General features: G+C 58.0%; 22 protein-coding genes. 13 read left to right on the top strand and 9 right to left on the bottom strand.

What is annotated here, in order from left to right; translation table 11 throughout:
* Positions 1-98 precede the first annotated feature (98 nt).
* The gene (locus ACR0LZ_RS18670; protein ID WP_480751543.1) at positions 99-995 is read left to right on the top strand and encodes a LysR substrate-binding domain-containing protein; all 897 of its coding nucleotides are present in this window, start codon (positions 99-101) and stop codon (positions 993-995) included.
* 123 nt (positions 996-1,118) lie between these two features.
* On the opposite strand, the gene ACR0LZ_RS18665 is transcribed toward ACR0LZ_RS18670, so the two are convergent.
* From ACR0LZ_RS18665 to ACR0LZ_RS18650, 4 genes are all read right to left on the bottom strand, one after another.
* On the bottom strand, positions 1,119-2,276 hold the full coding sequence (locus tag ACR0LZ_RS18665) for an acyl-CoA dehydrogenase family protein (protein ID WP_480751542.1): 1,158 nt from the start codon (positions 2,274-2,276) through the stop codon (positions 1,119-1,121).
* A gap of 106 nt (positions 2,277-2,382) precedes the next feature.
* Complete coding sequence (locus tag ACR0LZ_RS18660; RefSeq protein WP_480751540.1) at positions 2,383-3,177, bottom strand: TIGR03084 family metal-binding protein; 795 nt, start codon at positions 3,175-3,177, stop codon at positions 2,383-2,385.
* Complete coding sequence (locus ACR0LZ_RS18655; protein ID WP_480751539.1) at positions 3,174-5,144, bottom strand: acetyl/propionyl/methylcrotonyl-CoA carboxylase subunit alpha; 1,971 nt, start codon at positions 5,142-5,144, stop codon at positions 3,174-3,176. The genes ACR0LZ_RS18660 and ACR0LZ_RS18655 overlap by 4 nt, the downstream gene beginning before the upstream one ends.
* Before the next feature lie 2 nt (positions 5,145-5,146).
* Complete coding sequence (locus ACR0LZ_RS18650) at positions 5,147-6,766, bottom strand: acyl-CoA carboxylase subunit beta (protein ID WP_480751538.1); 1,620 nt, start codon at positions 6,764-6,766, stop codon at positions 5,147-5,149.
* Between the two features lie 187 nt (positions 6,767-6,953).
* Here ACR0LZ_RS18650 and ACR0LZ_RS18645 point away from each other — a divergent pair, with 187 nt between their 5' ends.
* The gene (locus ACR0LZ_RS18645; protein ID WP_480751536.1) at positions 6,954-8,111 is read left to right on the top strand and encodes an acyl-CoA dehydrogenase family protein; all 1,158 of its coding nucleotides are present in this window, start codon (positions 6,954-6,956) and stop codon (positions 8,109-8,111) included.
* 11 nt (positions 8,112-8,122) lie between these two features.
* Here ACR0LZ_RS18645 and ACR0LZ_RS18640 read toward each other — a convergent pair whose 3' ends face one another.
* Positions 8,123-8,686: a TetR/AcrR family transcriptional regulator gene (locus ACR0LZ_RS18640; RefSeq protein WP_480751534.1), complete on the bottom strand. Its 564-nt coding sequence runs from the start codon at positions 8,684-8,686 to the stop codon at positions 8,123-8,125.
* 304 nt (positions 8,687-8,990) lie between these two features.
* Between ACR0LZ_RS18640 and ACR0LZ_RS18635 the strand changes: the two genes are divergently transcribed.
* From ACR0LZ_RS18635 to ACR0LZ_RS18620, 4 genes are read left to right on the top strand one after another with little or no spacing between them, the layout of a single operon-like run.
* Positions 8,991-9,455: a nuclear transport factor 2 family protein gene (locus tag ACR0LZ_RS18635; RefSeq protein ID WP_480751533.1), complete on the top strand. Its 465-nt coding sequence runs from the start codon at positions 8,991-8,993 to the stop codon at positions 9,453-9,455.
* 10 nt (positions 9,456-9,465) lie between these two features.
* Positions 9,466-10,092 carry a pyridoxamine 5'-phosphate oxidase family protein gene (locus ACR0LZ_RS18630; RefSeq protein ID WP_480751532.1) on the top strand — a complete coding sequence of 209 codons (627 nt, stop codon included), beginning with the start codon at positions 9,466-9,468 and terminating at the stop codon, positions 10,090-10,092.
* Positions 10,093-10,143: 51 nt separating this feature from the next.
* Positions 10,144-11,088, top strand: a complete 945-nt coding sequence (locus tag ACR0LZ_RS18625) for an alpha/beta fold hydrolase (RefSeq protein ID WP_480751530.1) — start codon at positions 10,144-10,146, stop codon at positions 11,086-11,088.
* A gap of 53 nt (positions 11,089-11,141) precedes the next feature.
* On the top strand, positions 11,142-11,975 hold the full coding sequence (locus tag ACR0LZ_RS18620) for a PhzF family phenazine biosynthesis protein (RefSeq protein ID WP_480751528.1): 834 nt from the start codon (positions 11,142-11,144) through the stop codon (positions 11,973-11,975).
* Positions 11,976-11,982: 7 nt separating this feature from the next.
* Here the strand turns inward: ACR0LZ_RS18620 and ACR0LZ_RS18615 are convergent, their stop codons facing one another.
* Positions 11,983-12,864 carry a LysR family transcriptional regulator gene (locus ACR0LZ_RS18615; protein WP_480751527.1) on the bottom strand — a complete coding sequence of 294 codons (882 nt, stop codon included), beginning with the start codon at positions 12,862-12,864 and terminating at the stop codon, positions 11,983-11,985.
* Positions 12,865-13,008: 144 nt separating this feature from the next.
* Here ACR0LZ_RS18615 and ACR0LZ_RS18610 point away from each other — a divergent pair, with 144 nt between their 5' ends.
* Together ACR0LZ_RS18610 and ACR0LZ_RS18605 are read left to right on the top strand one after the other, a co-directional pair.
* Positions 13,009-13,431 carry a GFA family protein gene (locus ACR0LZ_RS18610; RefSeq protein ID WP_480751525.1) on the top strand — a complete coding sequence of 141 codons (423 nt, stop codon included), beginning with the start codon at positions 13,009-13,011 and terminating at the stop codon, positions 13,429-13,431.
* A gap of 30 nt (positions 13,432-13,461) precedes the next feature.
* On the top strand, positions 13,462-13,656 hold the full coding sequence (locus tag ACR0LZ_RS18605) for a DUF1059 domain-containing protein (RefSeq protein WP_480751523.1): 195 nt from the start codon (positions 13,462-13,464) through the stop codon (positions 13,654-13,656).
* 70 nt (positions 13,657-13,726) lie between these two features.
* Here ACR0LZ_RS18605 and ACR0LZ_RS18600 read toward each other — a convergent pair whose 3' ends face one another.
* Complete coding sequence (locus ACR0LZ_RS18600; protein WP_480751522.1) at positions 13,727-15,418, bottom strand: thiamine pyrophosphate-binding protein; 1,692 nt, start codon at positions 15,416-15,418, stop codon at positions 13,727-13,729.
* Positions 15,419-15,520: 102 nt separating this feature from the next.
* Between ACR0LZ_RS18600 and ACR0LZ_RS18595 the strand changes: the two genes are divergently transcribed.
* The 4 genes from ACR0LZ_RS18595 to ACR0LZ_RS18580 all read left to right on the top strand — a co-directional run bounded on the left by ACR0LZ_RS18595 (position 15,521) and on the right by ACR0LZ_RS18580 (position 21,069).
* A complete protein-coding gene (locus ACR0LZ_RS18595; RefSeq protein ID WP_480751520.1) occupies positions 15,521-16,210 on the top strand; it encodes a GntR family transcriptional regulator in 690 nt (229 codons plus the stop codon).
* A gap of 7 nt (positions 16,211-16,217) precedes the next feature.
* Positions 16,218-16,961: an aspartate/glutamate racemase family protein gene (locus ACR0LZ_RS18590; protein WP_480751518.1), complete on the top strand. Its 744-nt coding sequence runs from the start codon at positions 16,218-16,220 to the stop codon at positions 16,959-16,961.
* A 135-nt stretch (positions 16,962-17,096) separates the two neighbouring features.
* Positions 17,097-17,969, top strand: a complete 873-nt coding sequence (locus ACR0LZ_RS18585; RefSeq protein ID WP_480751516.1) for an NAD(P)-dependent oxidoreductase — start codon at positions 17,097-17,099, stop codon at positions 17,967-17,969.
* Between the two features lie 34 nt (positions 17,970-18,003).
* The gene (locus tag ACR0LZ_RS18580; protein WP_480751515.1) at positions 18,004-21,069 is read left to right on the top strand and encodes an aminotransferase class III-fold pyridoxal phosphate-dependent enzyme; all 3,066 of its coding nucleotides are present in this window, start codon (positions 18,004-18,006) and stop codon (positions 21,067-21,069) included.
* Positions 21,070-21,082: 13 nt separating this feature from the next.
* Here ACR0LZ_RS18580 and ACR0LZ_RS18575 read toward each other — a convergent pair whose 3' ends face one another.
* Positions 21,083-21,556 carry a hypothetical protein gene (locus ACR0LZ_RS18575; RefSeq protein ID WP_480751513.1) on the bottom strand — a complete coding sequence of 158 codons (474 nt, stop codon included), beginning with the start codon at positions 21,554-21,556 and terminating at the stop codon, positions 21,083-21,085.
* Positions 21,553-21,720: a hemin uptake protein HemP gene (gene hemP / locus ACR0LZ_RS18570; protein ID WP_480751512.1), complete on the bottom strand. Its 168-nt coding sequence runs from the start codon at positions 21,718-21,720 to the stop codon at positions 21,553-21,555. The genes ACR0LZ_RS18575 and hemP overlap by 4 nt, the downstream gene beginning before the upstream one ends.
* Positions 21,721-21,974: 254 nt before the next feature.
* On the opposite strand from hemP, the gene ACR0LZ_RS18565 reads away from it, so the two are divergent.
* Complete coding sequence (locus tag ACR0LZ_RS18565) at positions 21,975-22,889, top strand: MBL fold metallo-hydrolase (RefSeq protein ID WP_480751511.1); 915 nt, start codon at positions 21,975-21,977, stop codon at positions 22,887-22,889.
* The last annotated feature ends 63 nt before the right edge of the window (positions 22,890-22,952 follow it).

Here is a 22,952-nt window from a genome sequence, read left to right as displayed (position 1 = left end):
GCCAATTCACCTTCGATACTTGCGATTCTTGCCTTTCTCCGCCTATTCAGCGCAAAAATCCAATGATATTCCATTTCAAAGGCATGAGGGAAAGTCATATGATTGCACCACGACGGTTTTTGCCTTCGATCTCTTCGCTTTTGGCCCTGGAAGCCGTGGATCGTTTAGGAAGCGCGTCAGCTGCCGCAGACGAGTTGTCGCTGACACAAAGCGCTATCAGCCGTCAGTTGAAAGCCGTAGAGGAACAATTGGGCGTCAACCTGATCCAGCGCAATCAAATGCGTCTGCAACTGACGCCAGCCGCAAGAGAATATGTACAAACTGCGCGCGGCGCGCTGCATCAACTGGCGCAAGCCTCGCTCAAGCTCAAGGCCAACCCCACCGGTGGCTCGCTGCATCTTTCGATCCTGCCAGCGTTCGGAATGCATTGGTTGGCACCTCGCCTTCAGGATTTCGCACGGCAGCACCCGGAAGTTTCGGTGAACCTGAATACGCGGCTGAAACCATTCGATTTCGCGGTGGAACCATTTGATGCTGCCATTCATTTCGGGCGTCAGGATTGGGCCGGGGTCAGCTACCTCAGGATCATGCGTGAAGAAGTCCTGCCAGTCTGTGCGCCTCATTTACGGCCCGATGACTCCACCGCCGATTGGCTACTGAATGCACCCTTGCTGCATCTGGATACGCGTCCGGACGCATGGGAGCGCTGGTTCGAAGCTCAGAACACTAAGGCAAGCGGTCTCAAGGGAATGTTGTTCGATCAGTTTTCGACAATGATACAGGCAACCATTCACGGGTTGGGTGTGGCCTTGCTGCCCAGCTATCTGGTGGCTCAGGACATCGAAAATGGCAGGCTGGTCCCTGCCTTCGACGCCCCCCGCGTCAGTCTTGGTGACTATTATCTGGTCTGGCCGCAGAACAAGGCCGCATCGGCACCGTTGAAGTCATTCCGGAACTGGCTTGAAGCTCAACTTCTGCCCCGAAAACACGGCTAAGTGCGGGCAGAAATCCCGCTTCTTTCTGGTGATAAATTCTCCAGGGAGTATGAGGGACAGCGTCCCTCATCCAGAATAAGCCGAGAGCGCTGAAGGTGCTCCGTTAAACAACCTCCGTCGGGACTAGACGTCAATCGACCGGGCGATGAGTTCCTTCATCACCTCGTTGGTTCCGCCATAGATCATTTGCACCCGCGCATCGGCGTAGAGCCGCGCAATGGGATATTCCATCATGAAACCGTAGCCTCCGAAAAGCTGCAGGCATTCGTGCATGATTTCGTTCTGCACCTCGGAGCCCCAGTATTTCACCATCGAGGCAGTGGCGGCATCCAGCTCTCCGCGGTCCAGCTTGGCGATGCAGTCGTTGACGAAACTGCGTAGCACCTCGGCCTTGGTCTTGCATTCGGCCAGCTTGAAACGGGTGTTCTGGAAATCCATGACGCGTTGACCGAAGGCCTTGCGCTCCTGCACGTATTTCACGGTCTCGGCGAGGGCGAAATCGATGGCGCCCAGCGCCATGATGCCGATGGTCAGGCGTTCCCACGGCAGTTGCTTCATCAATTGATAAAAGCCCTGCCCCTCCTCCGGGCCGATCAGGTTGGTCATCGGCACTTTGACATCTTCAAAGAACAGCTCGGCCGTGTCGTTGGCCTTCATCCCCAGCTTCTTGAGATTGCGCCCACGCCGGAACCCACCCGCCCCGTCGGTTTCGACGGCGATCAGCGACACGCCCTTGGCGCCTTGGTTCCTGTCGGTTTTGGCAACTACGATCACCAGGTCGGCGGTCTGGCCATTTGTAATGAAAATTTTGGAGCCGTTGATGCGATAGGAGTTTCCGTCCCTATCGGCTGTGGTACGAACCGCTTGCAAATCAGAGCCTGTGCCCGGTTCGGTCATGGCGATGGCACCCACCATTTCGCCCGAGGCAAGCTTGGGCAGCCATTTCTGTTTCTGATCCTCACTGCCATAGGCGGTGATGTAGTGGGTCACGATCGACTGGATACCATAGCCCCAACCCGCATCCCCGCGTGAGGTCTGTTCATAGATGGTGACAGCATCGAACCCCATACCGCCGCCGACGCCGCCATACTCTTCGGGAATGGCGCCCGCCATCAGGCCGGTAGCGCCCGCTTTCCGCCAGAACTCACGGTCCACTACACCGTTGTCAACCCAGGTTTCGATATTGGGCGCAAGCTCGGCGTCCAGAAACCGCCCCGCCATTTCGGCGAACATGCGGTGTTCGTCAGTGACCCAACTGGCTGTGCTGGTAAACAGAGTCATTCCTGCTCCTCCGATCCGAGTTTTCCGACACGCTATCCGTACGACCGCATCCCGCCAACTGTGGTGACGCCGCGTCTTGAACGTCGCAACGCAACGTCTCTGGCGCTCAGGTCGTATTTCGACGGCGCAGGCCTGGAGGCGGGGGCGTTTCGGGTCCGCCTGCAAAGCACTGTGCGATGCACATCCACTCCTGCGCAACCGCCCCCTCGACGCGAAGGCTGGTGTCCGCGATATTGCGGGTTTGGGTGACGACCTGCGAGAACTCCACCGCCGAGCCGGTTATTCTGTTCTCACTGCTGTCGCCAAATTCCCAAACTGCGCCGGACGGCGCGGTCAGTTCCAAACGCGGCATGACATTTGGCACCTCGTGCCCATGTACTTTATAGGCCCAACCAAAAGTGTTGACCCCAAGGATCACGATATTCCTGATCCTGTCCGTTTCCTGCCGCCGGGCGCCAAGAATGTCGAATACCGCCTGTCCATGCGCCCATGTTTCCATCTGCCGCGCGGTGATCGAAGAGCGGACAGACATATCGGGCCCGACCCATTTCAACCGCTGCTTGGGGTCAAGCTCAGCCCAACGCACACCCATGTCGCGGTAGAGTGTGCGCCACGCAGCGCGCAGCTCCTCTCTTCTCTCGGGGACCATCGCGTTTTCCGTGGCCCGGAACCCCGCTGTCTCGATCCCGGCCAAAGTTTCGGCAACACGGGCCTGAAACGCGTCCTGATCCCGCAAGGATAGATCGGCCATACCGTTCCAGAAATGCAGGTGAACCAGCACATCGTTCAGCGTCCATTCCTTGAACTGGGTAACGATGTCCCATTGATCGCCCGACACATCCGTCAAAACCTTGTCCAGCACCTCGCTTTCTTCCAGAAAATCCCCTGCCTGCTCCATCATTTTTCCTCTTCGATCTCAAACATCAGATCACCGGCGGACACTTGTTGTCCCGCCACAATATGCACCCGAACCACGCAACCATCCTGCGGGGCCAGGATCTGTTGCTGCATTTTCATCGCCTCAAGCACCGCCAGCGTCTGTCCCTTGCGCACTTTCGCGCCCGCACTCACGCTTAGAATTTGCACTAGCCCCGGCATCGGAGCGGTGATACCTCCCCCATCTGATCCCTCCTCTTCGGTATGCCCTGCCCGTTGCAGGCGCAGCGTAAGCCGGTCACCCCCCATCGCCAGCATCACCTCGCCATCGGCGACGTGGGCCACCGCCCGTATCTGGTCGTCGTTAATTCGGGCTACGACCTCGGGGCCGTTACATTCCATTTCCACGTCGAAGGTCTGGCCATCCACCGCAATCCTCCAGCCTCCCGGATTGGAGGTTACAGAAAACTCTACCAGCGCACCGGACAGAAGTGCGGAAAGCTTGCGGGGCGGAATCCGAGTGTTCGACCATCCCAATTGATCCGGCGCAACAAAACCGGCGCGTGCAAGAGCAAGTGCCCGCGCGTCTTCGAGTAGCAGCGCAACGGCCAGGGCGATCTGTCCGGAAGCTTGGGGGGCGGAGTTCTGTGCGACAGTGCTGCCGTTCAAGAAGGCCGTCGTTGCTTTGCCCTGAACGAAATCCGGTTCGCTCAGGATGTCCGTCAGTAATCCCGCATTTGTCACGGTTCCCAATAAGACGGTATCTTGCAGGGCACGGATCAACCTCGCTCTCGCGACCTCACGTGTGGGTCCATGGGCAACGATCTTGGCCAACAGCGGATCGTAGTGAGGAGTGATCGACTGTCCTTGGGCAATCCCGGCATCCACGCGAATCCCGGGGCCACTTGCAGGGCGCCACAGATGAACCGGGCCTGTTGCCGGGAGAAACCCGTTGCCGGGGTCTTCGGCATAGAGACGTGCCTCGATCGCGTGACCGTTCAGGGTCACATCACTCTGACCCATTTCCAGAGGGACACCCTGCGCCACGGTTATTTGCATGGCTACCAGATCAAGGCCGGTGATCATTTCGGTCACCGGATGCTCGACCTGCAGCCGGGTGTTCATTTCGAGAAAATGGAACTCACCCTCGGCATCAAGCAGGAATTCCACTGTACCCGCGCTCAGGTAATCAACAGCGCGCGCGGCTTCGACGGCGGCGGCCCCCATGCGGTCCCTCAGATCCGGTGTCATCACCGGGCATGGGGCCTCTTCGATGATCTTCTGATGCCGCCTCTGAATCGAACAGTCGCGCTCGCCAAGGTGAATAACGTTACCATCGCCGTCGGCAAAAATCTGAAACTCGACGTGGCGCGGAGCGATAATGGCTTTTTCCAAGATCAACTCTTGCGAGCCAAAGGCATTCGCAGCCTCGGATCTGGCCCGCGCCAGAGCATTTTCCAGTTCCACGGGAGCGTTGACCAACCGCATGCCGCGCCCACCACCGCCAGCCGCCGCCTTGATCATCAGTGGATAGCCTATCCCCTCCGCTGCCTTTGCAAACGCAGCGTCGGATTGATCCCCACCTTCGTAGCCGGGCACGCAGGGCACGCCGGCCGCTCTCATCAGGCGCTTGGCCTCGGCCTTGTTGCCCATTGCCCGGATGGCTTCCGGACCGGGGCCGATGAATGTCAACCCAGCCTTGGCCACAGCTTCGGCGAACTCGGCGTTTTCGGAGAGAAACCCGTATCCGGGGTGGATCGCCCCGGCGTTGGCCCGTTTTGCCGCGTCCAGAATTTTTCGCGCACACAAATAGCTGTCTGCAACCGGCCCTTCACCGATCCAGATGGAATGATCGGCCAGTTGCAAATGTGGAGAGGCGGCATCGGCGCTGGTGAATACGGCAACGGTTCGCAAACCCAGATCACGCGCCGCGCGGATCACGCGCGCGGCAATCTCGCCCCGGTTGGCGACAAGTATCGTGTCGAAAACCATGCTCAAAACCTCGCCACGCCATATGCTCCGGGTTTGACCTTGCGCGCGCGTCCTTCCAGGCAGGTTTCCAGACAGAAACCCAGCACGCGGCGGGTGTCGCGCGGGTCAATGACACCATGGTCAAGGCATCGCCCCGAAGTATAGAATGCTCCTGCCTGACGGTCGAAATGCGCGGCAATCAGCGCGCTTTGCTTTTCCATCTGCGCTCCATCCACTTCCTCGCCCTTGCGTCTGGCTCCAGCGCGGGCCACAATTGCCATTGTGGCGGCCGCCTGTTCGCCACCCATGACGCCGGTTGTGGCGTTGGGCCAGGCAAACAGGAAATCGGGCTCGTAAGCAAACCCCGACATTCCATAATTTCCGGCACCGAAACTCGCCCCAATATAGAGTGTGATACGCGGCACATCGACCGAAGTTACCGCCTGTATCATCTTGGCGCCGTGTTTGATCATCCCCGCCTGCTCGTATTCGGTGCCAACCATGTAGCCGGTTGTGTTGTTCAGAAAAATGATTGGAATATCGGACTGGCCGCACAGCTGAATGAATTGCGCGGCCTTGGTTGCACCTGCCGGATCGATCGGACCGTTGTTGCCGATGATACCCACCGAAATGCCGTTGATCGCCGCCTGAAGACAAACAGTCGAGGCACCGTAGCGCGGCTTGAAATCTTGAAAGTCCGAGCTGTCGACGATGCGCGCCGCCACCTCGCGCATATCATAGGGAACACGGTAGTCGATTGGCACTAGCCCGGCTATATCGCCGATGTCGTATTTAGGTTGCGCGATCTCGCGCGCCCGTGGCTGGAGAAGAGATTTGTTCCAGTCCAAGCGGCGCACGACATCGCGCGCGATTTCGATCCCATGTGCGTCGTCCTCGGCCAGATATTCGACCAGACCGCTGGTCTGCGCATGCATCTCAGAGCCGCCAAGATCACGGTCATTGGCCTTTTCACCGGTCGCGGCATGCACCAAAGCTACTCCGGCAAGAGCCGCCATGCCGTTCTTTTTGACGCCAATCACATAATCTGCCAGCCCAGGCATATAGGCCCCGCCCGCAGTCGAAGGACCGTGCAGAACCGCCAGATTGGGCAGACCTGCCGTCGAAAGCCGCGCCAGATTGCGGAACAGCTTGCCGCCATTGGCCCACAGTTCGACTCGGTATTCCATCAGGTTTGCCCCGGCGCTTTCCACCAGATGCACGAAGGGGAGTTTTTGTTTCAACGCGATTTCCTGCGCCGACAAAAAGGCCGCAGCCGTCATCTCGACCATTGCGCCTGCCTTGATGCCGCTGTCATCGACAACGATCATGCATCGCACCCCCGAGACAAAACCGATTCCGGCAATGACCGATGCGCCGGGCACCGATTTTGTCGGATCATCCGTGTCCACCAGATATCCAGCCAGACTGTGCAACTGCAAAAACGGCATGCCCGGATCCAGCAGAGTAGCCATCCTGTCTCGCGGGGTCAGTTGGCCGCGCTCGGCCATTCTGTCGCGCCGCTGTTCGGATAGGGCAACGGCGCGGGCTTCGAGCGTGCGCAACTCATCCACCATCGCCAGCATATCTGCCCGATTTCGGGCGAATGTTTCGCTGTCGCGTTCAACCCGGCTGATGAAAGCCATGGCGCCCCTCCGTTGACAACGTGCGACCGATCCGGCGTCGCGCGACATTCTTGCAGCTTTGCCGCGGGCCGCGCTTTTCAGATCGCCCGCTGTGTTTTTAGGTTGCCGCCATGCACGCAAGCGGTCAACGGGCGGCGATGGATTGCGACGCCACGGAACATGCCCGCACCCCGGGGAAGAAGATACCTTGACCTGCCTTTCGCCCTTCGTGACGCCCGAACGCGAGGCGTATCGCGCCAATCTCGCACGGTTTTTTGACAGCGAAGTCAGACCTTTCGTCGATCAGTGGGAAGCGAAACGGGCAGTCCCGTTGGAGTTGCACCAAAAACTGGGGGCTTTGGGTGTATTTGGTTTCGGCATCCCCGAGGAATTTGGCGGGTTGGGTTTTGACGACGCCTTTATGCGCGCCGACTATACCGAACTTGCGTTTGGCTGTGGCGCGTCGGGCGTGGCGGCCGCTGTTGGCGGGCGCATGATTTCGCTGGGACCGATCGTTCAGTTTGCCAGTGAAGAATTCAAGCAGACAGTGGTCCCGGAGATCGTGGCCGGACGGATGAATTCTTCACTGGCAATCACCGAGCCGGGCGGCGGGTCGGACGTGGCAAACCTGAAAATGAAAGCCGAGCGCACGTCGCATGGCTGGGTGCTGAACGGCGCCAAGGCGTTCATAACAGGTGGCATGGACTCACAGTGGTTCGTCGTGGGTGCCCGAACCGGCGGGTCCGGCCTGACCGGAATCTCGTTGTTCCTGATCGAGGCCGACACACCCGGCTTCTCCCGCACACCTCTGGGAGAAAAGATGGGATGGCACTGCTCAGAGCAGGCTATGCTAAATTTCGACAATTGCCTGGTTCCGGCACCGGCCCTGATCGGACCCGAGAACAAGGGCTTTCTCGCGATAATGAGCAACTTCAACCACGAACGCCTTGCCATGGTTGCGGGCAGCTTGGGGATGATGCGGCTGTGTTACAAATCAGCGCTTGAGTGGGCGAGACAACGTCGGACGTTCGGTAAATACCTGATTGAACATCAGGTGATAGCTCACAAATTCGCCGAGATGTCGGCCCGGATCGATATGATCGAAGCCTATCTTGAGCGGATATGCTGGGGCATTAGTCAAGGCCTGATGCCGGCCGCCGAGATTGCCAAGTCCAAGGTGCAGGCGAGCAAAGCACTGGAATTCGTCACCTCCGAAGCGTTACAGGTTTTCGGCGGGGCCGGGTATATGTCAGGCAACCCGGTCGAACGGGTCTGGCGTGAGGTCAAGGTCATGGCCATAGGTGGCGGCTCGGAGGAGATCATGCGCGATCTTGCTGTGCGCCAAATGAGGTTGAGTGGCGAATAGCTCGGCCCCCGTCACGTCAGCGCGGCCTTCAACAATACCTCGGCCGCATCTTTGGCATCCATCGCGGGCTGACTGGTGTTCAGCAAAACTGAAGACACGATTGCGCCTTCCTTGAGCAACAAAAGCTGGCTTCCCAACTTTTCCGGATTCCGGGCACCTGCTTGGCGGGCCAGATGAACAATGTGATTCAAAATCAGCCGCTTGTGTTCAGCAGCTTGCGCATGGATCGGGTGATCCTTTTCCTGGTACTCGGCCCCAGCCTTGATGAACATGCAACCGCGATAACCGTCTTCTTCGAACCATTCGGCCAGCGCATCAAAGCCCGCAAGAAGTTGTCCGGCAGGCGTATCCGCCAGTTCCTGGATGCGGCGCAGGAACCAGTTTCGGAAATTCTCGTCCCGAAGTCTCAGTGCGGCAAGGATTAACTCTTCCTTTGTGCGGAAGTGCTTGTACATCGAGGTCTTTGAGACTCCGGTTTCCGTCACAAGCTTGTCCATTCCGGTGGCATGAAATCCATCGCGGTAGAAGACCTGCAGCGCTTTTCGGACCAGTTCATCCCGTTTGTTCGGACGCATGATTCGGCTCCATAGTGTACCGAACAGTACATAGTTCCCGAGGACGCAGAAGGCAAATGCTCTGCCAAAACCCTTAGAAATCTGCATCTTAACCACTTCAGCATTCAGGCACAGACACTTTTTTCCGTTTCACACTTGAAATCATTTACCGATCAGTACACTTTAGGGCTTAAGTTTACCGATCAGTACGCACTCGGAGATAAACCATGCGACGCCGCGCCAGTCTGTTTCCCCCTCAACATCTGCCAGTTCTGCTGGCCCTGGCGATACTCGTCGCCACTCTTGCCTGAAAGCGACCTTTCATATGAACCGCCCTCCTCTTCCGCCCTTCACGCTGGAAACCGCCGCGCAAAAGGTGCGAATGGCCGAAAACGCGTGGAACAGCCGCAACCCGGATATCGTGACGCCAGCTTACACCGACGACAGCCAGTGGCGGAACCGAGCCGAGTTCCTGTCCGGTCACGATGTGATCCATGCCTTTCTGGCCCGGAAATGGCATTCGGAACTGGACTATCGTCTGATCAAGGAGCTCTGGGCCTTTTCCGACAACCGTATCGCCGTGCGCTATGCCTATGAATGGCGGAATGACAGCCGGCATTGGTTCCGCTCCTATGGGAACGAGAACTGGGAGTTCGCTCAAGATGGCCGCATGGCACACCGCCACGCATCGCTGAACGATCTACCGATTTCCGAGCAGGATCGCCTGTTCCACTGGCCGCTTGGCCCTCGCCCCGACGATCATCCCGGCTTGTCCGATCTGGGTCTTTGAAAGGAAAGTCATGCCACGCGCCTTTTCCGAACTAACCTTCACACCCACTGTCCGCGCCCAACAGGAGCGGATGGGATCAGCAGCAACTTATGCAAAATTCATCGAAGGTGGCCCGCAGCAGGGTCACCAGATCGGCCCCGCCGAGAAGGCATTCATCGAAGGCCGCGACGGGTTCTATCAGGCGAGCGTATCCGAAACCGGTTGGCCCTATGTCCAGCATCGCGGCGGTCCCGTCGGCTTTTTGAAAGTGCTTGGGCCGACTACAATTGGTTACGCCGATTTTTCCGGCAACAAACAATACATCTCGCGCGGCAATCTGGATGGCAATGACAGGATTGCGATGATCCTGATGGATTACGCCAATCAGCGTCGTCTCAAGATTCTGGGCCGCGTCGAGTTCACCGAAGGCGAAGCCGCTGCGGCCAGCCTTTTTCCTGAAGGCGCCGATGCGACGGCAGAACGAGCGGTGATCATTCGTGTCGAGGGTTTGGACTGGAATTGCCCTCGTCACATCACACCTCGCTTCACCGAAGAAGAACTACGCCCACATCTCAAAGCGCTGGGACAGCAACTGGTACAACTTCAGGCCGAAAACCAGCGCCTGAAAGACGAGTTGGCCGACGCTACAAAAGGCTGAGGTCGCTTTCCGGGCGTCGCGCCCATCACCCCAAACCCAAAGGACTGAACCATGAGACGGATTCTTTCAAACACCGCCATGGCGGTGGCCGCTACCGCTTTGCTTGCACTACCTGCGACTGCCGGTCAGACCGGCGCGAATGCGACCGTCTTTAGAACGGAAACAATTGGCGGAATGAAGATTGCTTATCGCGAAGCCGGAGATCCGACGAATCCGACGGTTCTATTGCTGCATGGCTTTCCCACCTCGTCGCACATGTTCCGCAACCTGATTCCCGAACTTTCCGAGAATTATCATGTGATCGCGCCGGACTATCCCGGTTTCGGAGCATCTGACATGCCCGATGCCGCCGAATACGATTACAGTTTTGAAGGCGCTGCACGGATTGTAACCGAATTGTTGAACGCCAAAGGCGTTGACCAGTACTCAGTGTATCTGATGGACTATGGGGCTCCGGTCGGCTTTCGCATGTTCGCGGACGACCCGGAACGGGTGACGGGCTTTATCATTCAGAACGGCAACGCGTACGAAGAGGGGTTGCGCGAGTTCTGGGAACCGATCAAAGCCTATTGGGCAGACCCCTCTACGGAAAACGGCGATGCTCTGCGCGCCTTTCTGACAATGGATGCAACCAAATGGCAATTCACTCACGGAACTCAGGATCCCGATGCCATCAGCCCCGACAATTTCTGGCACGTGCAATATCTGCTGGACCGCCCTGGCAATCAGGAGGTGCAGCTTGAGATGTTTCTGGATTACGGCACCAATGTCGGGGAGTACCCGAAATGGCAGGCCCTGTTTCGCGAGCATCAACCGCCGGCGCTTCTGATGTGGGGGAAGAACGACGTGATTTTTCCCGAAGAAGGGGCTCATCCCTATAAGCGCGATTTAAAAGACCTGCAGTTCCACATGCTCAACACCGGCCATTTCGCGCTGGAAGAATATGGGACCGAGATCGCAACCGAGATGAAAGATTTTCTCGCCCGTATCAATTGAGGGCATGTGGTTCTCTGGCTTGCCGGAGAGCCGTTTTCAAAGGAGTTAGACCTATGACAACTCATGTCGAACGCATCGCTGCTTTTGCTGATGGTGCCCAAGGCGGCAATCCTGCCGGTGTATTCATCGCCGATGCCCTGCCTCCGGATTCCGAAATGCAGCGAATTGCTGCTGAAGTCGGTTATTCCGAAACCGCTTTTGCAGCCCCTAAGGGAGAAGGTTGGCGGGTTCGCTTTTTCGCTCCGGCAGGGGAGGTCGCATTTTGCGGCCACGCAACGATTGCACTGGGCGCGAATCTGGCGGAACGGTTCGGCGACGGCACCTTTGCGCTGCATCTGAATGACGCACAGATTTCAGTTGAAGGCGCGCGAAGTGAGACGCGGGTACAAGCCGCGCTGATTTCTCCGCCCACCCATAGTCGAGTGGTTGACGTAGAAACCCTGGACTCCGCGTTGGCCTTGTTTGCACTGGATGACGATGATCTGAACCCAACCCTGTCCCCGGCCGTCGCCAATGCGGGCAACGACCACCTGATCCTTGCGCTGAAGGACCGGTCGAAACTTGCACAAATGGACTACGACCTGAACCTAGGTGCAAAATTCATGGAATTGAACGGTTTCACCACGATTAGCCTGCTGTGGCTGGAAACCCCGCGCAGGTTTCACAGCCGTAACGCCTTTGCCGTTGGCGGCGTGCTGGAAGATCCGGCTACAGGCGCGGCGGCGGCGGCGCTGGCAGGTTACCTTAGGGATATCGGCTGGCCACACGGCGGCGCAATTGACATCGTTCAAGGCGAAGACATGGGCGCAAGATCGCTGCTACGTGCCGAAATTGGTGAACAACCCGGAGAAGGTATCAGGGTTTCAGGAACCGCTCGCCGGATCTGAGACCGCACTACACAGTGACTGTTTCGGCCTGCAATCTCAGCCAGTTCACAAAGGTTCTGACCGCAGGCCGCAATACCCCGGGGCGGGTTTCGACATAGTAGACACCGAAAAGCTTTTCGGAGAACAACTCAACAATACGGCCCGCATCGATGTCCTCTTGAAAGAACGCACGGCTGCTATATGTGATCCCGTCCCCACGCCGCACCGCATTCATGATCAGGTTTCCCGGCATCTGATGGACCACCAAAGGGCGATCCTGCACTACTCCGTGATACGTCAGCCACTCTGCAGCCTCGTTGGTGCCAAGTTCCTGCAACCAGGGCAAGTCCATCAGAGATGCCGGATCGGACAAGTCCCGTCCGGCAACCAGTTCCGGCGCGCCGATCAACACCATGTCCGACAATAGCAACGGCTCGACATCGCTGACCGGGCGGCGCTTGTCACGATACCGGATCGCAATATCGACTCCGCCGGGCTTCAGCTCGACCAAATCGGCAGTCGGGTTTAGCATCAATGTGATGTCGGGATTGCTTTGTTGAAACGCGGCCATGCGTGGAAGCAGCCATTCAACGGCAAACGCGGGCGACATGGTGATTTGAACCGGTCTGTTGGCCAGGCTGTCGGTCAGACGCTCGACACCACGCCCGATAGTGGCAAATCCAACCTCCAGATCCCGCGCAAGCGCTATCCCTTCCTCGGTCAGTTCAATCCCACGCCCAACTCTCGTGACCAGTGGCGTTCCCAGCCGGTCCTCCAGCAATCGAACCTGCTGGCTGACAGCAGCGTGGGTGACGTTCAACCGCCCCGCCGCAAGAGAGAAACTACCGGTTTCGGCTACTGCCGAAAAGGCGCGCAATCCATTGAGAGGGGGAAGCTTCAGCCAGTCCATTCGATAGTATTTCTAACAATTATTCAAATTAATTATGTTGCACGATCCGCCGATTTCCTCAAGTCTCATAGCATACAAGGCGAAGATTTCTTCTAAAGTATGAAAGACATTCTTTACCTTGGGAGGTAAGAAGGGAGGTTGGACATGGCCACCGGCTCAACGCAACACGAAGGCGGATGTTACTGCGGCGCCGTCAGATACCGGATCGAACAGGCGCCCGATTTCTCTGCTCATTGCCATTGCCGTTCGTGCCAAATGGCGCTGGGAGGGGCTTTCGTGACCTGGGCCAAGGTTCCGTCCAGCGAGTTCTCGGTAACCAAGGGGGAAATCAAGTTTTGTGAAAAGACGCCCGGAGTCAGGCGCGGATTTTGCGGCGATTGCGGCACCACCCTGACCTATGCCGCAGGTCACGAGGTCGAAGGCCAGGACTGGAGCGGGGACGCCTGGTTCGCCGCCGTGACGCTGGATGACCCAACCATCGCGACACCAAAGAACCATGTCTTCGTTTCACATAAACAACCGTGGATCACCCTGCCGGCAAACGCACCTGCCTTCGACACATTCTGACCCATCTCAAACCCGCGAAAGGAGAACACGATGTCACAGTCGTTTTCATACGCCTGCAAGGATTATCCCGGCATGGAGGCCTGCCCCGGAAAAGTCGTTGCGGCGACCGAGGACGAGGTCTGGAAATTGATGGAGCTTCACGCGGTGGTCGCACATGGCGAAGACCCTTCGGCCTGGAGCGACGAAGACCGTGCCGAATTGGCGAAACTGATAAAGACAGAGTAACTGGTGAAACCCTCGGGACTCCGCCACTTCGCAGCAGAACGGCTCTACCAGAGTCCTTTCAAGACGGCGATCATCCCATCCAGCGTCGTACCGGGGCGTTGCTTTCCTCAAGCGCTTGGCAGACAACGTCGATCAGTGTCGGTCCATCGTGTGCAACCGCCTCGGCGAGCACCTTTTCCAGATCGTCAGGGTTCTCGACCCGCCAACTTTTGACACCATAGGCCGCTGCGATCGCTGCATGATCGGTTTGGTTGAAATCGACGTTGTAATACCGTGCATCCTTGTCCGCGAACTGGCTGGCCTTGATCCAGCCGAAGTTGGAGTTCGAAAACACGACATATGTGATGGGCGCACGCGCACGGCAGACGGTTTCCAACTCACCGCAAGTGAACCCGAACGACCCGTCGCCCATCAGCGCCACGGTTTTCGAGGTTGGTCGCCCGTACCACGCACCCAACGCCGCCGAAAGCGAATACCCCAACGCACCATGTGCCCGGTTGGTAATGAAATGCCGCCCAGGTTTCGGCAACTGATAGTAGGCCGAGAAATAGGGACAACTGGTGCCGGGATCGGACACGACGGTGGCGTCCTCTGGCAACACCTTCATCAGTGCGGCGATCACCCGTTCGGGTCGGATCGGCGCCTGAGAAGACTGTGCGAGTTTCTCGAATACTTCAAATTTGCGCTTTATCTTTTCTGCAATTGCGGCAGCACCGCCAAAAGTTTTGGCCCCCTGGTCGAACCTGTCTAGCACCGCGTTGACTTCGGCCAGCGCAAGCCGCAAATCGCCTACTACGGCGACTTCGGTTCGGTAATTGGCATTCATCACCATCGGGTCGTTATCGAAATGGACGATCCGGGTGCCGGGTTTTGGCGCCTCCCACCGAGCCGTCGTGGTCGAGCCGGCACGACAGCCCATGAACACGACCAGATCGGCCGCCTCCATCATTTCCCATGTTTCGTCGGTGCCACCATTGGACCCGACGACACCCAAACAATTCGGATGTGTTTCGGCCAATGATCCCTGCCCCGAGATCGAGGTTGCAACCGGTATGTCCAGCCGGGTGGCCAAGCGATCAAGTTCATCCCAGGCCCGCGCAATGACGACACCGCCACCGCAAACGATCAGAGGGTTCTTGGCCGACACAATTGCCTCGACTGCTGCCTGAGCCGCTCCTGGTGCCGGCACCTGAGGATAAGCAGGATAGGTCGCGGTAGCCGCATCGGCCCAGATGTCAGACACATCAACAGGGTCATATTGAACGTCATAAGGCAGCCCGATATGCGCCGCGCCTGACCGCCCGGTGGTCATTGCCCGAAATGCCGCGCGAACCATGCGAGGAATGTGGTCTGCGCGTTTGATCACCGTGTTCCACTTGGTCAGCGGCGCCATCAGCGCCTCCTGATTCACCTCGGTCAGTGGGTATTTCCCATAAGACGCCACCGAGATATCCGTGGTGATGCCGAGCACTGCATAAGAGCTTTCAGACGCCTCGATCAGTCCTGGCAGGATATAGGTCGCCCCGCCACCCGATGGCCCCTCGGCGACACCGACACGCCCGGTCACGCGGGAATAACCGTCGGCCATATACATCGCGCAGCGCTCATCACGAGTCAGAACGTGAGTGATGTTGTGATCGAGCCGCAGCATGGCGTCGTAGAACGGCAGCGTGGTGTCGCCGCAAAGGCCAAAGATATGCTGCACGCCTTGCGCCTCAAGCATCCGCATCATCGCCTCGGCGCCGTTCATCTGATTGCTCATTTCACTCCCCTGCAGAATCGTGTTCAAAATTGTATGCAGAATTGCATTACATCTTGCACACATGTCAATCCCGTCCTAATCTCGGCGCCAAGAGGAGCGGATATGTCCAAGGCAGAAAGCAATGTTGACCGATTGTACGAAGCGTTGCGGCGCATGGCGGCGGATTTCGCCTTCAAGCCGGATGCCCGCATCAATGAAAGTGCATTGGCCACCCAACTCAACGCCTCGCGTACGCCAATCCGCGAAGCCTTGAACCGGCTAGTGGCCGAAGGCTTTCTGACCTTTCATTCAGGACGCGGCTTTTTCTGCCGCTCGCTCTCTCCCGAACTGGTGATGGACCTGTACGAGGCCCGTGTCGCTGTTGAAGTCGAAGCGGTACGCCTGGCCTGCGAGCGCGGAACAGATCATGCGATCACCGCACTGATGCAGGAACTCGAAGACATCGCGCCTGACTATACCCCTGAAGCAGATCCAGAGCAGCTCTTGGCAATGGACGAACGCTTTCACGGTCAGTTGTGCCAACTGTCGGGCAATGCCGAACTGTGCCGGATGCTTGCCAACCTTAATGACCGCATCCGATATCTACGTCTGATCGATCTTCGCAGGCTTCGCGAAACGGCATCAGACAGCAAAACCATGATCTCGGCCCATCGCCGCATTCTGAAGGCTATAGCCACCCGCGACGCGAATGAGGCAACCGTCCAGATGCGCGCCCATATCGAGCGCCGACGCGAAGGCGCAACACAAGCCGTTCGCGACGCTTACGCCCAACTCTATGTCCCTGATTTCTGAGGTCCACATGTCTGTTCATACCGGAGGGAAGACCGTATTTGGCGCCGCAGTCGGCATCCTGATGCTGGAAACCCGCTTTCCGCGCATCCTCGGTGACATGGGCAACGCCGCAACCTGGCCATTTCCTGTGCACTACCGTGTGGTACGCGGCGCGTCACCCGAGAAAGTCGTGCGCGGGAACCCCAAGGATCTGCTGGATGCTTTTGTCCAAGCAGGCCGCGATCTGGTCGCTACCGGGGCGGATGGCATTACCACGAATTGCGGGTTTCTTGCACTGGTGCAGGACGAACTGCGTGAAGCACTTGGCGTGCCGGTCGCAACGTCGTCGCTGATACAGGTTCCGATGGTGCAGGCTATGTTGCCGCCAACAAGAAAGCCGGTGATCCTGACGATTTCGAAAACGACTTTGACCGATGCCCACCTGAAAGCTGCCGGAGTCCCGCTGGACACACCCATCTATGGCACTGACGGGGGGCGGGCCTTTACACGCGACATCTTGGGCGACGCCCCCCGGATCGACTTCGAGGCCTGCAGGCTTGACCTGCTGGATGCCGCTGACGAGATCATTGCAAACGAACCGGATGCAGGCGCGATCGTGCTGGAATGCACCAACATGGTTCCGTATGCTGCGGATATCCGCAAACGTACGGGTCTTCCGGTCTATTCGGTCTATTCAATGATCGAATGGTTCCAAGCGGGCCTGATGCCGCGCAAATTCGCACTTGAACTGGACGATCCGCGCCACCTTTAACCCGGAAAACGAGTTTTGCCCCATCCTGAACGCCAGACGGGGTTGCCCTTTGGGCCGGGCTTTGCTTTGTCTCGGCAGAGCATCCCCGGCCGCTCCGATTTATGGTCGCGACCGGGCAATCGGGAGGATCACCAGATGGCGAAAATTGCATTCCTTGGCCTCGGCGTCATGGGCTATCCCATGGCCGGGCATCTTCAAGCCGCGGGCCACGATGTCACCGTTTACAATCGCACACAGGCCAAGGCCGAGGCCTGGGTTGAGCAACACCACGGCGCGATGGCGTCGACGCCTGAAGAGGCCGCGCGCGGAGCCGAATTCGTGATGGCCTGCGTCGGCAATGACGACGACCTGCGCATGGTTTGCACGGGTGAGAACGGCGCGTTTCATGGCATGGCCCATGGCGCGGTATTTGTCGATCACACTACCGTATCAGCCAAAGTGACCCGCCAGCTGTACGAGGCAGGTCAGTCCAAAGGGATTGCCTTTGTGGATGCACCTATTTCGGGTGGTCAGGCCGGGGCAGAAAACGGGGTTTTGTCGATCATGTGCGGCGGGGATCAGGCTGCCTTTGACCAGGCTGAGCCCGTGATGCAGATCTATGCCAGGATTTGCCGCCGCATCGGTGACAGCGGGGCCGGACAAATGACGAAGATGTGCAACCAGATTGCCATTGCCGGGCTAGTTCAAGGCCTGAGCGAGGCATTGCATTTCGCCGAAAAGGCGGGACTGGACGGGCGTGCGGTTGTCGAGGTGATCAGCCAGGGCGCGGCCGGGAGCTGGCAGATGTCAAACCGGTACGAGACGATGCTGGACGACCATTTCGACCACGGTTTCGCGGTTGACTGGATGCGCAAGGATTTGGGCATCTGCCTGAATACCGCCAACGAAACCGGGGCATCGCTTCCGGTCACCGCTTTGGTCGATCAGTTCTATAAGGATGTGCAAAAACTGGGCGGTGGCCGTTGGGATACCTCGTCACTGATCAAGCGCCTGCGCGCGCTGGATTAAGGCATCAGGTTTTGAAGAGAGGACACCGGAACCGATGAGCGGCGATACGGCATTCTGGGCCGAGGCCCTGCACAGGCATTGGGGCATTCAGGCAAAACTGACCCGTCTGAACGGCGAATTTGACCTGAACTTTCTGGCCGAAGGCATGAATGGGCAGGATCATGTTTTGAAAGTGATGCGTCCGGATTGCGATGCCGAATTGGTGGATCTGCAAATTAAAGCATTGGAGCATATCGGTTTTCAAGCGCCCGGCCTGCCCTTTCCGGGCGTCATACCGGCGCTCGACGACAACCGGCTTCCTGAAATCGCGGACAAAGACGGAAAACCGCGGCTTGTCTGGTTGATGGAAAGATTGCCTGGCCGTTGTTATGCGAAATCCGCTCCCAAACCCGAAGATCTGATCCTGAAACTCGGTCGCGTGCTGGGCGCGACGGACCGAGCACTTGCAAGCTTTGATCACGAAGGGCTTCGGCGCGAAAGCTTCAAATGGGATCTCATGCAGGCCGGATGGATTTCCAAACATCTCGACACAATTGGAGATCCGTCCCGACGAGCAATTCTTCTAGAAATATGTAGAGCTTTTGAAGCAGCTTCCTGCAAACTCGCCGATCTGCCGAAACAGGCCATTCACAACGATGCAAACGACTATAACGTTCTGGTCGAAGGCGAGTTGCATGAACGTCGGTCGATTTCGGGGCTGATCGATCTGGGCGACATGTGTGCGGCGCCAAAAGTTTGTGAGGTGGCGATTGCCGGGGCTTATGTGGTGCTGGACCATCCGCACCCAGAACGAGCATTGTCTGCATTGGTTCGCGCATATCACGCCGCGAACCGGCTAAGCGCCGCCGAAGTCGATCTGATCTGGCCGCTGCTCAGAACACGGCTGGCGGTTTCGGTGGTGAACTCCTCACTGATGGCCGCTGAAAACCCCGACGATCCATACGTGACGATCAGTCAGGCCCCAGCGTGGCGGTTCCTGGAAAACACGGCCATTAATGGTGGCATGATGCCCGCGCGCCTGCGCGTTGCCTGCGGCTTGCCGGTGACGGATGGGGCCGAACGCATTCATGCCTATCTTGAGGAACACCGGGGCGATTTCGCGGAATTGTTCGGACAGGATTTGTCACATGCGCCGATGGGGTCCCTTTCCGTCGAAAATTCGTTTTGGCCACAAAACCCGTTCCACATGCCACTGGAAGAAGCCGCCCGCGTGGGCGAAGAGTTTGGTACGGATATGTGGCTGGGCTATTACAACGAACCCCGGCTGATCTACGCCGATACCGCGTTCCGCAAAGGGCCGTGGAAAGCCAGCGACCGGCGCACGGTGCATTTGGCGGTGGACGTTTTCGCCCCGGCTGGCACGATCCTTTACGCGCCGATGAGCGGGCGCGTCGAAGCGGTTGAAAACCGAGATCATCACCTCGACTACGGCGGAGTGGTAATCCTGCATCACGAAACGCCTCAGGGCGATGCCTTCTATACCCTATACGGCCACCTCGACCCCGAGATTTGCGACCGCTTGAAACCGGGCGATCCGGTGGCTCAGGGTTCAGCCTTTGCCAAGCTCGGCGATGCCAGACAGAATGGCGGCTGGGCGCCGCATGTGCATTTCCAGCTGGCGCTGACCACGGCCGGAATGGAAAACGACTGGCCCGGCGTTGGCGATCCGGACGAGATGGACCTGTGGCACGCGGTTTGCCCGAACCCTGCGGCGCTGCTGAACCTGCCTGATGACAAGGTGTCTTATCGCCCGACCGACAAGGCCCAGGTTCTGGCCGAGCGGCAAGCACATTTCGGTGGCAACCTGTCACTGACCTACGACGATCCTGTCATGCTGGTGCGTGGCTGGAAACACCACTTGTTCGACGAATGGGGACGGCCTTATCTGGACGCCTATAACAATGTCCCCCATGTAGGGCATGCGCATCCCCGCGTTCAGGCGGCCGCGGCGGACCAACTCAGGCGGATGAACGCGAACACCCGCTATCTGCATCCGGCACAGACAGCATTTGCAAAAAAGGTTCTGTCCAAAATGCCGGACCACCTGGAGGTTTGCTTTTTCGTCAATTCCGGCACCGAAGCCAACGAACTGGCCTTGCGGTTGGCGCGCGCGCATACCGGCGCCAAGGGAATGGTGACGCCCAATCACGGTTATCACGGCAACACGACCGGTGCGATTGACATCTCGGCCTACAAGTTCAACAAGCCGGGCGGCGTGGGGCAAGCGGATTGGGTCGAATTGGTCGAAGTCGCGGATGACTATCGCGGATCATTCAAGCGGAACGATCCCGAGCGCGCCAAGAAATTTGCGGATCTCGTCGACCCGGCCATCGCTGCCTTGCAGGAGAAGGGCCATGGCGTAGCGGGGTTCATCGCCGAAACCTTCCCGTCAGTCGGCGGCCAGATCATTCCCCCCAAGGGATACCTTCCCGCTGTCTACCAGAAAATCCGCGCCGCCGGTGGGGTATGTATCGCGGACGAGGTTCAGACCGGTCTTGGCCGGTTGGGTAAGTTCTACTTCGGTTTTGAACATCAAGGAGCGCTGCCAGATATCGTGGTGTTGGGCAAACCCATCGGCAACGGGCACCCGCTGGGTGTTCTGGTCACGACCAAGGCAATTGCCGAAAGCTTTGACAACGGTATCGAGTTCTTTTCGACCTTTGGCGGGTCTACCCTGTCCTGTCTGATCGGCAAAGAGGTTCTGGACATCGTCGATGACGAAGGCTTGCAGGAAAACGCGCGCCTCATGGGCGAGCGCCTGATGACCGGTCTACGCCAGATTGATGCGGACTTCGCTTGTATCGGGGATGTACGGGGAATGGGCCTGTTCCTTGGCGTAGAATTAATCAACCCGGACGGGTCCGAAGGCACCGAGATCTGTAAATACGTCAAGAACCGGATGCGGGACCATCGGATTCTGATCGGCAGCGAAGGGCCAAAAGACAACATCCTGAAAATCCGTCCGCCGCTGACCATCGAGGCCGATGACGTTGACATGATCCTTTGGGCCTTACGCGTCGTTCTGGATGAGGTGGGAACCTTCACCCCGGCCCCTGCGTGCGATCACGGCCAGCATCACGCGGGATGCGGTTGTTGCTGATCAGAACCGGTCATCAATGCAGATGCCTGTTTTGGCAGGACAGGTTTCGGCAACCCTCAAAGTGAGTGTCCGCGACACGCCGCAAGGCCAGCCCGAGTTGTTCAGACAGAGCGACTAGTGCCGGTGCAACATCGGCTCTTACGATCAGCGAAGCGACCATAAGGGCGTCTTCCCTTGCCCCCTCCGAAGCAGCCCCGACCATATGGGCGAAACAGCTTTCGTCCGCCCCGAGACATTCGCATTCAATCTCATGCCGCACCAGCGGACGCCGACCATAATGTGCACAGAGCATACAAATCTGGTCCAGCGTCGCTGCCACCGATTGATCCTTTCCGGTTGAGATGGTCAAATCCGAGTTCTGACCGTCGCTCCTCGCTTGGTCTCGATCGCTCCATCGGCGCAGATACATGACCACCCTCGCTTCGATCGGACCCAAATCGGACAGCCGGCCAACCGCGGCCGCACCTCGCGAGATTTGGTTGCTCATTTCGTCAGGATCAGCTTGCCTGCGCGGGTGATGCGCAAGGTATAAAGCTGGTCTCCCAAGGCAATATGGGCGAGGTTTCCACCTGCGGTCAGATCTTCGGCTTTGTGAGCAGGTAGCACCTGAACAGCATAGCCTTGAGAGGGTGTCGGGTTTTGAACGTTCATCGCGTCATCTCCAGAGTCCGGGTCACGAATGCGTTCCACAAAACCGCTGGCGCGTCCGCGTCGCAGCGGCAATACCAGTAACATTCGCTTCCATTTTCATTGCTGGCTGACCCGAATTCCGGGGTGGCTACTGCTCTTGGGGTAATCTGATTATTTTAGTAAGGTAAGTCAAGCGGGGATTTCCAGTATCGGATCTCATCATGTTATTGTTATTCACGTTATTGAATGTAATTATGCGTTCAGGAGGATCCATCATGCTCATGACCCGCCGAACATTTCTAAAAGCAACCGCGGCCACAACCGCCTTGAGTACCAGACCAACCTGGGCCGCAACGGAAATCAGTCTGGGCCAGGCCCGGATCGTCAGCCTCAGCGACGGCCATCTGACTGTCCCGGCCGAGTTTTTCTTCGACGCCATGCCACAGGATCAATTGGCCCCGATTCTAAAAAAATACGGGTTGACCGGCGATCTGATAAAGCCCCCCTGCAACGTGACGCTGCTCCAAACCGGAAACAGGAATATCCTGTTTGACGTGGGCGCTGGCCCTGGATTTCAGGATGGTGCCGGCAAGCTGCCAGAGGCGCTGGGTGCAATCGACCTAACCCCCGAAGACATCACGGATGTTATCTTCACCCATGGTCATGCCGATCACCTGTGGGGCGCTCTGGATGACTTTGACGAACCATTCTTCATCAACGCACGACACATGATGGGGAAGGCCGAATGGGACTATTGGTGGAACCCGAATACTGTCAATGAAATCGGTGCCGCACGTCAGACCATGGCAGTTGGAGCAAAACGCCGGTTGGATGTGCTTGAAGACCGCATCGAGCTTTTTGATGAGGGAGAGGAGATCCTTTCTGGCGTCGCTGCGCGCGCAACCCCTGGCCATACGCTGGGCCATATGTCATTCGAACTGCGCAGTGGGTCTGAATCCCTGATGATCGTTGGCGATGCGCTCATTAACTTTCACGTCGCATTCGAGCGGCCTGATTGGCACTCCGGTTCGGACCACGATCAGGAAATGGCCGCCGCGACACGTGTGCAACTTCTGGACCAGCTGGCCTCGCAGCACACCCGGATCATTGGGTTTCATCTCAGTCATGGCGGCATCGGGCATGTTGATCGAAGCGGCGATGCCTATCATTTTGTTCCGCTGAACTCATAGCCAAAACTAAGACGACATTCTGTTTCCGGTGGATTTTCTGGCGCGGCGCTGTCACTGGTAGGC

This window comes from Ruegeria sp. CI1 (assembly GCF_056536925.1).
This window is presented reverse-complemented; position numbering and strand designations above follow the sequence as displayed.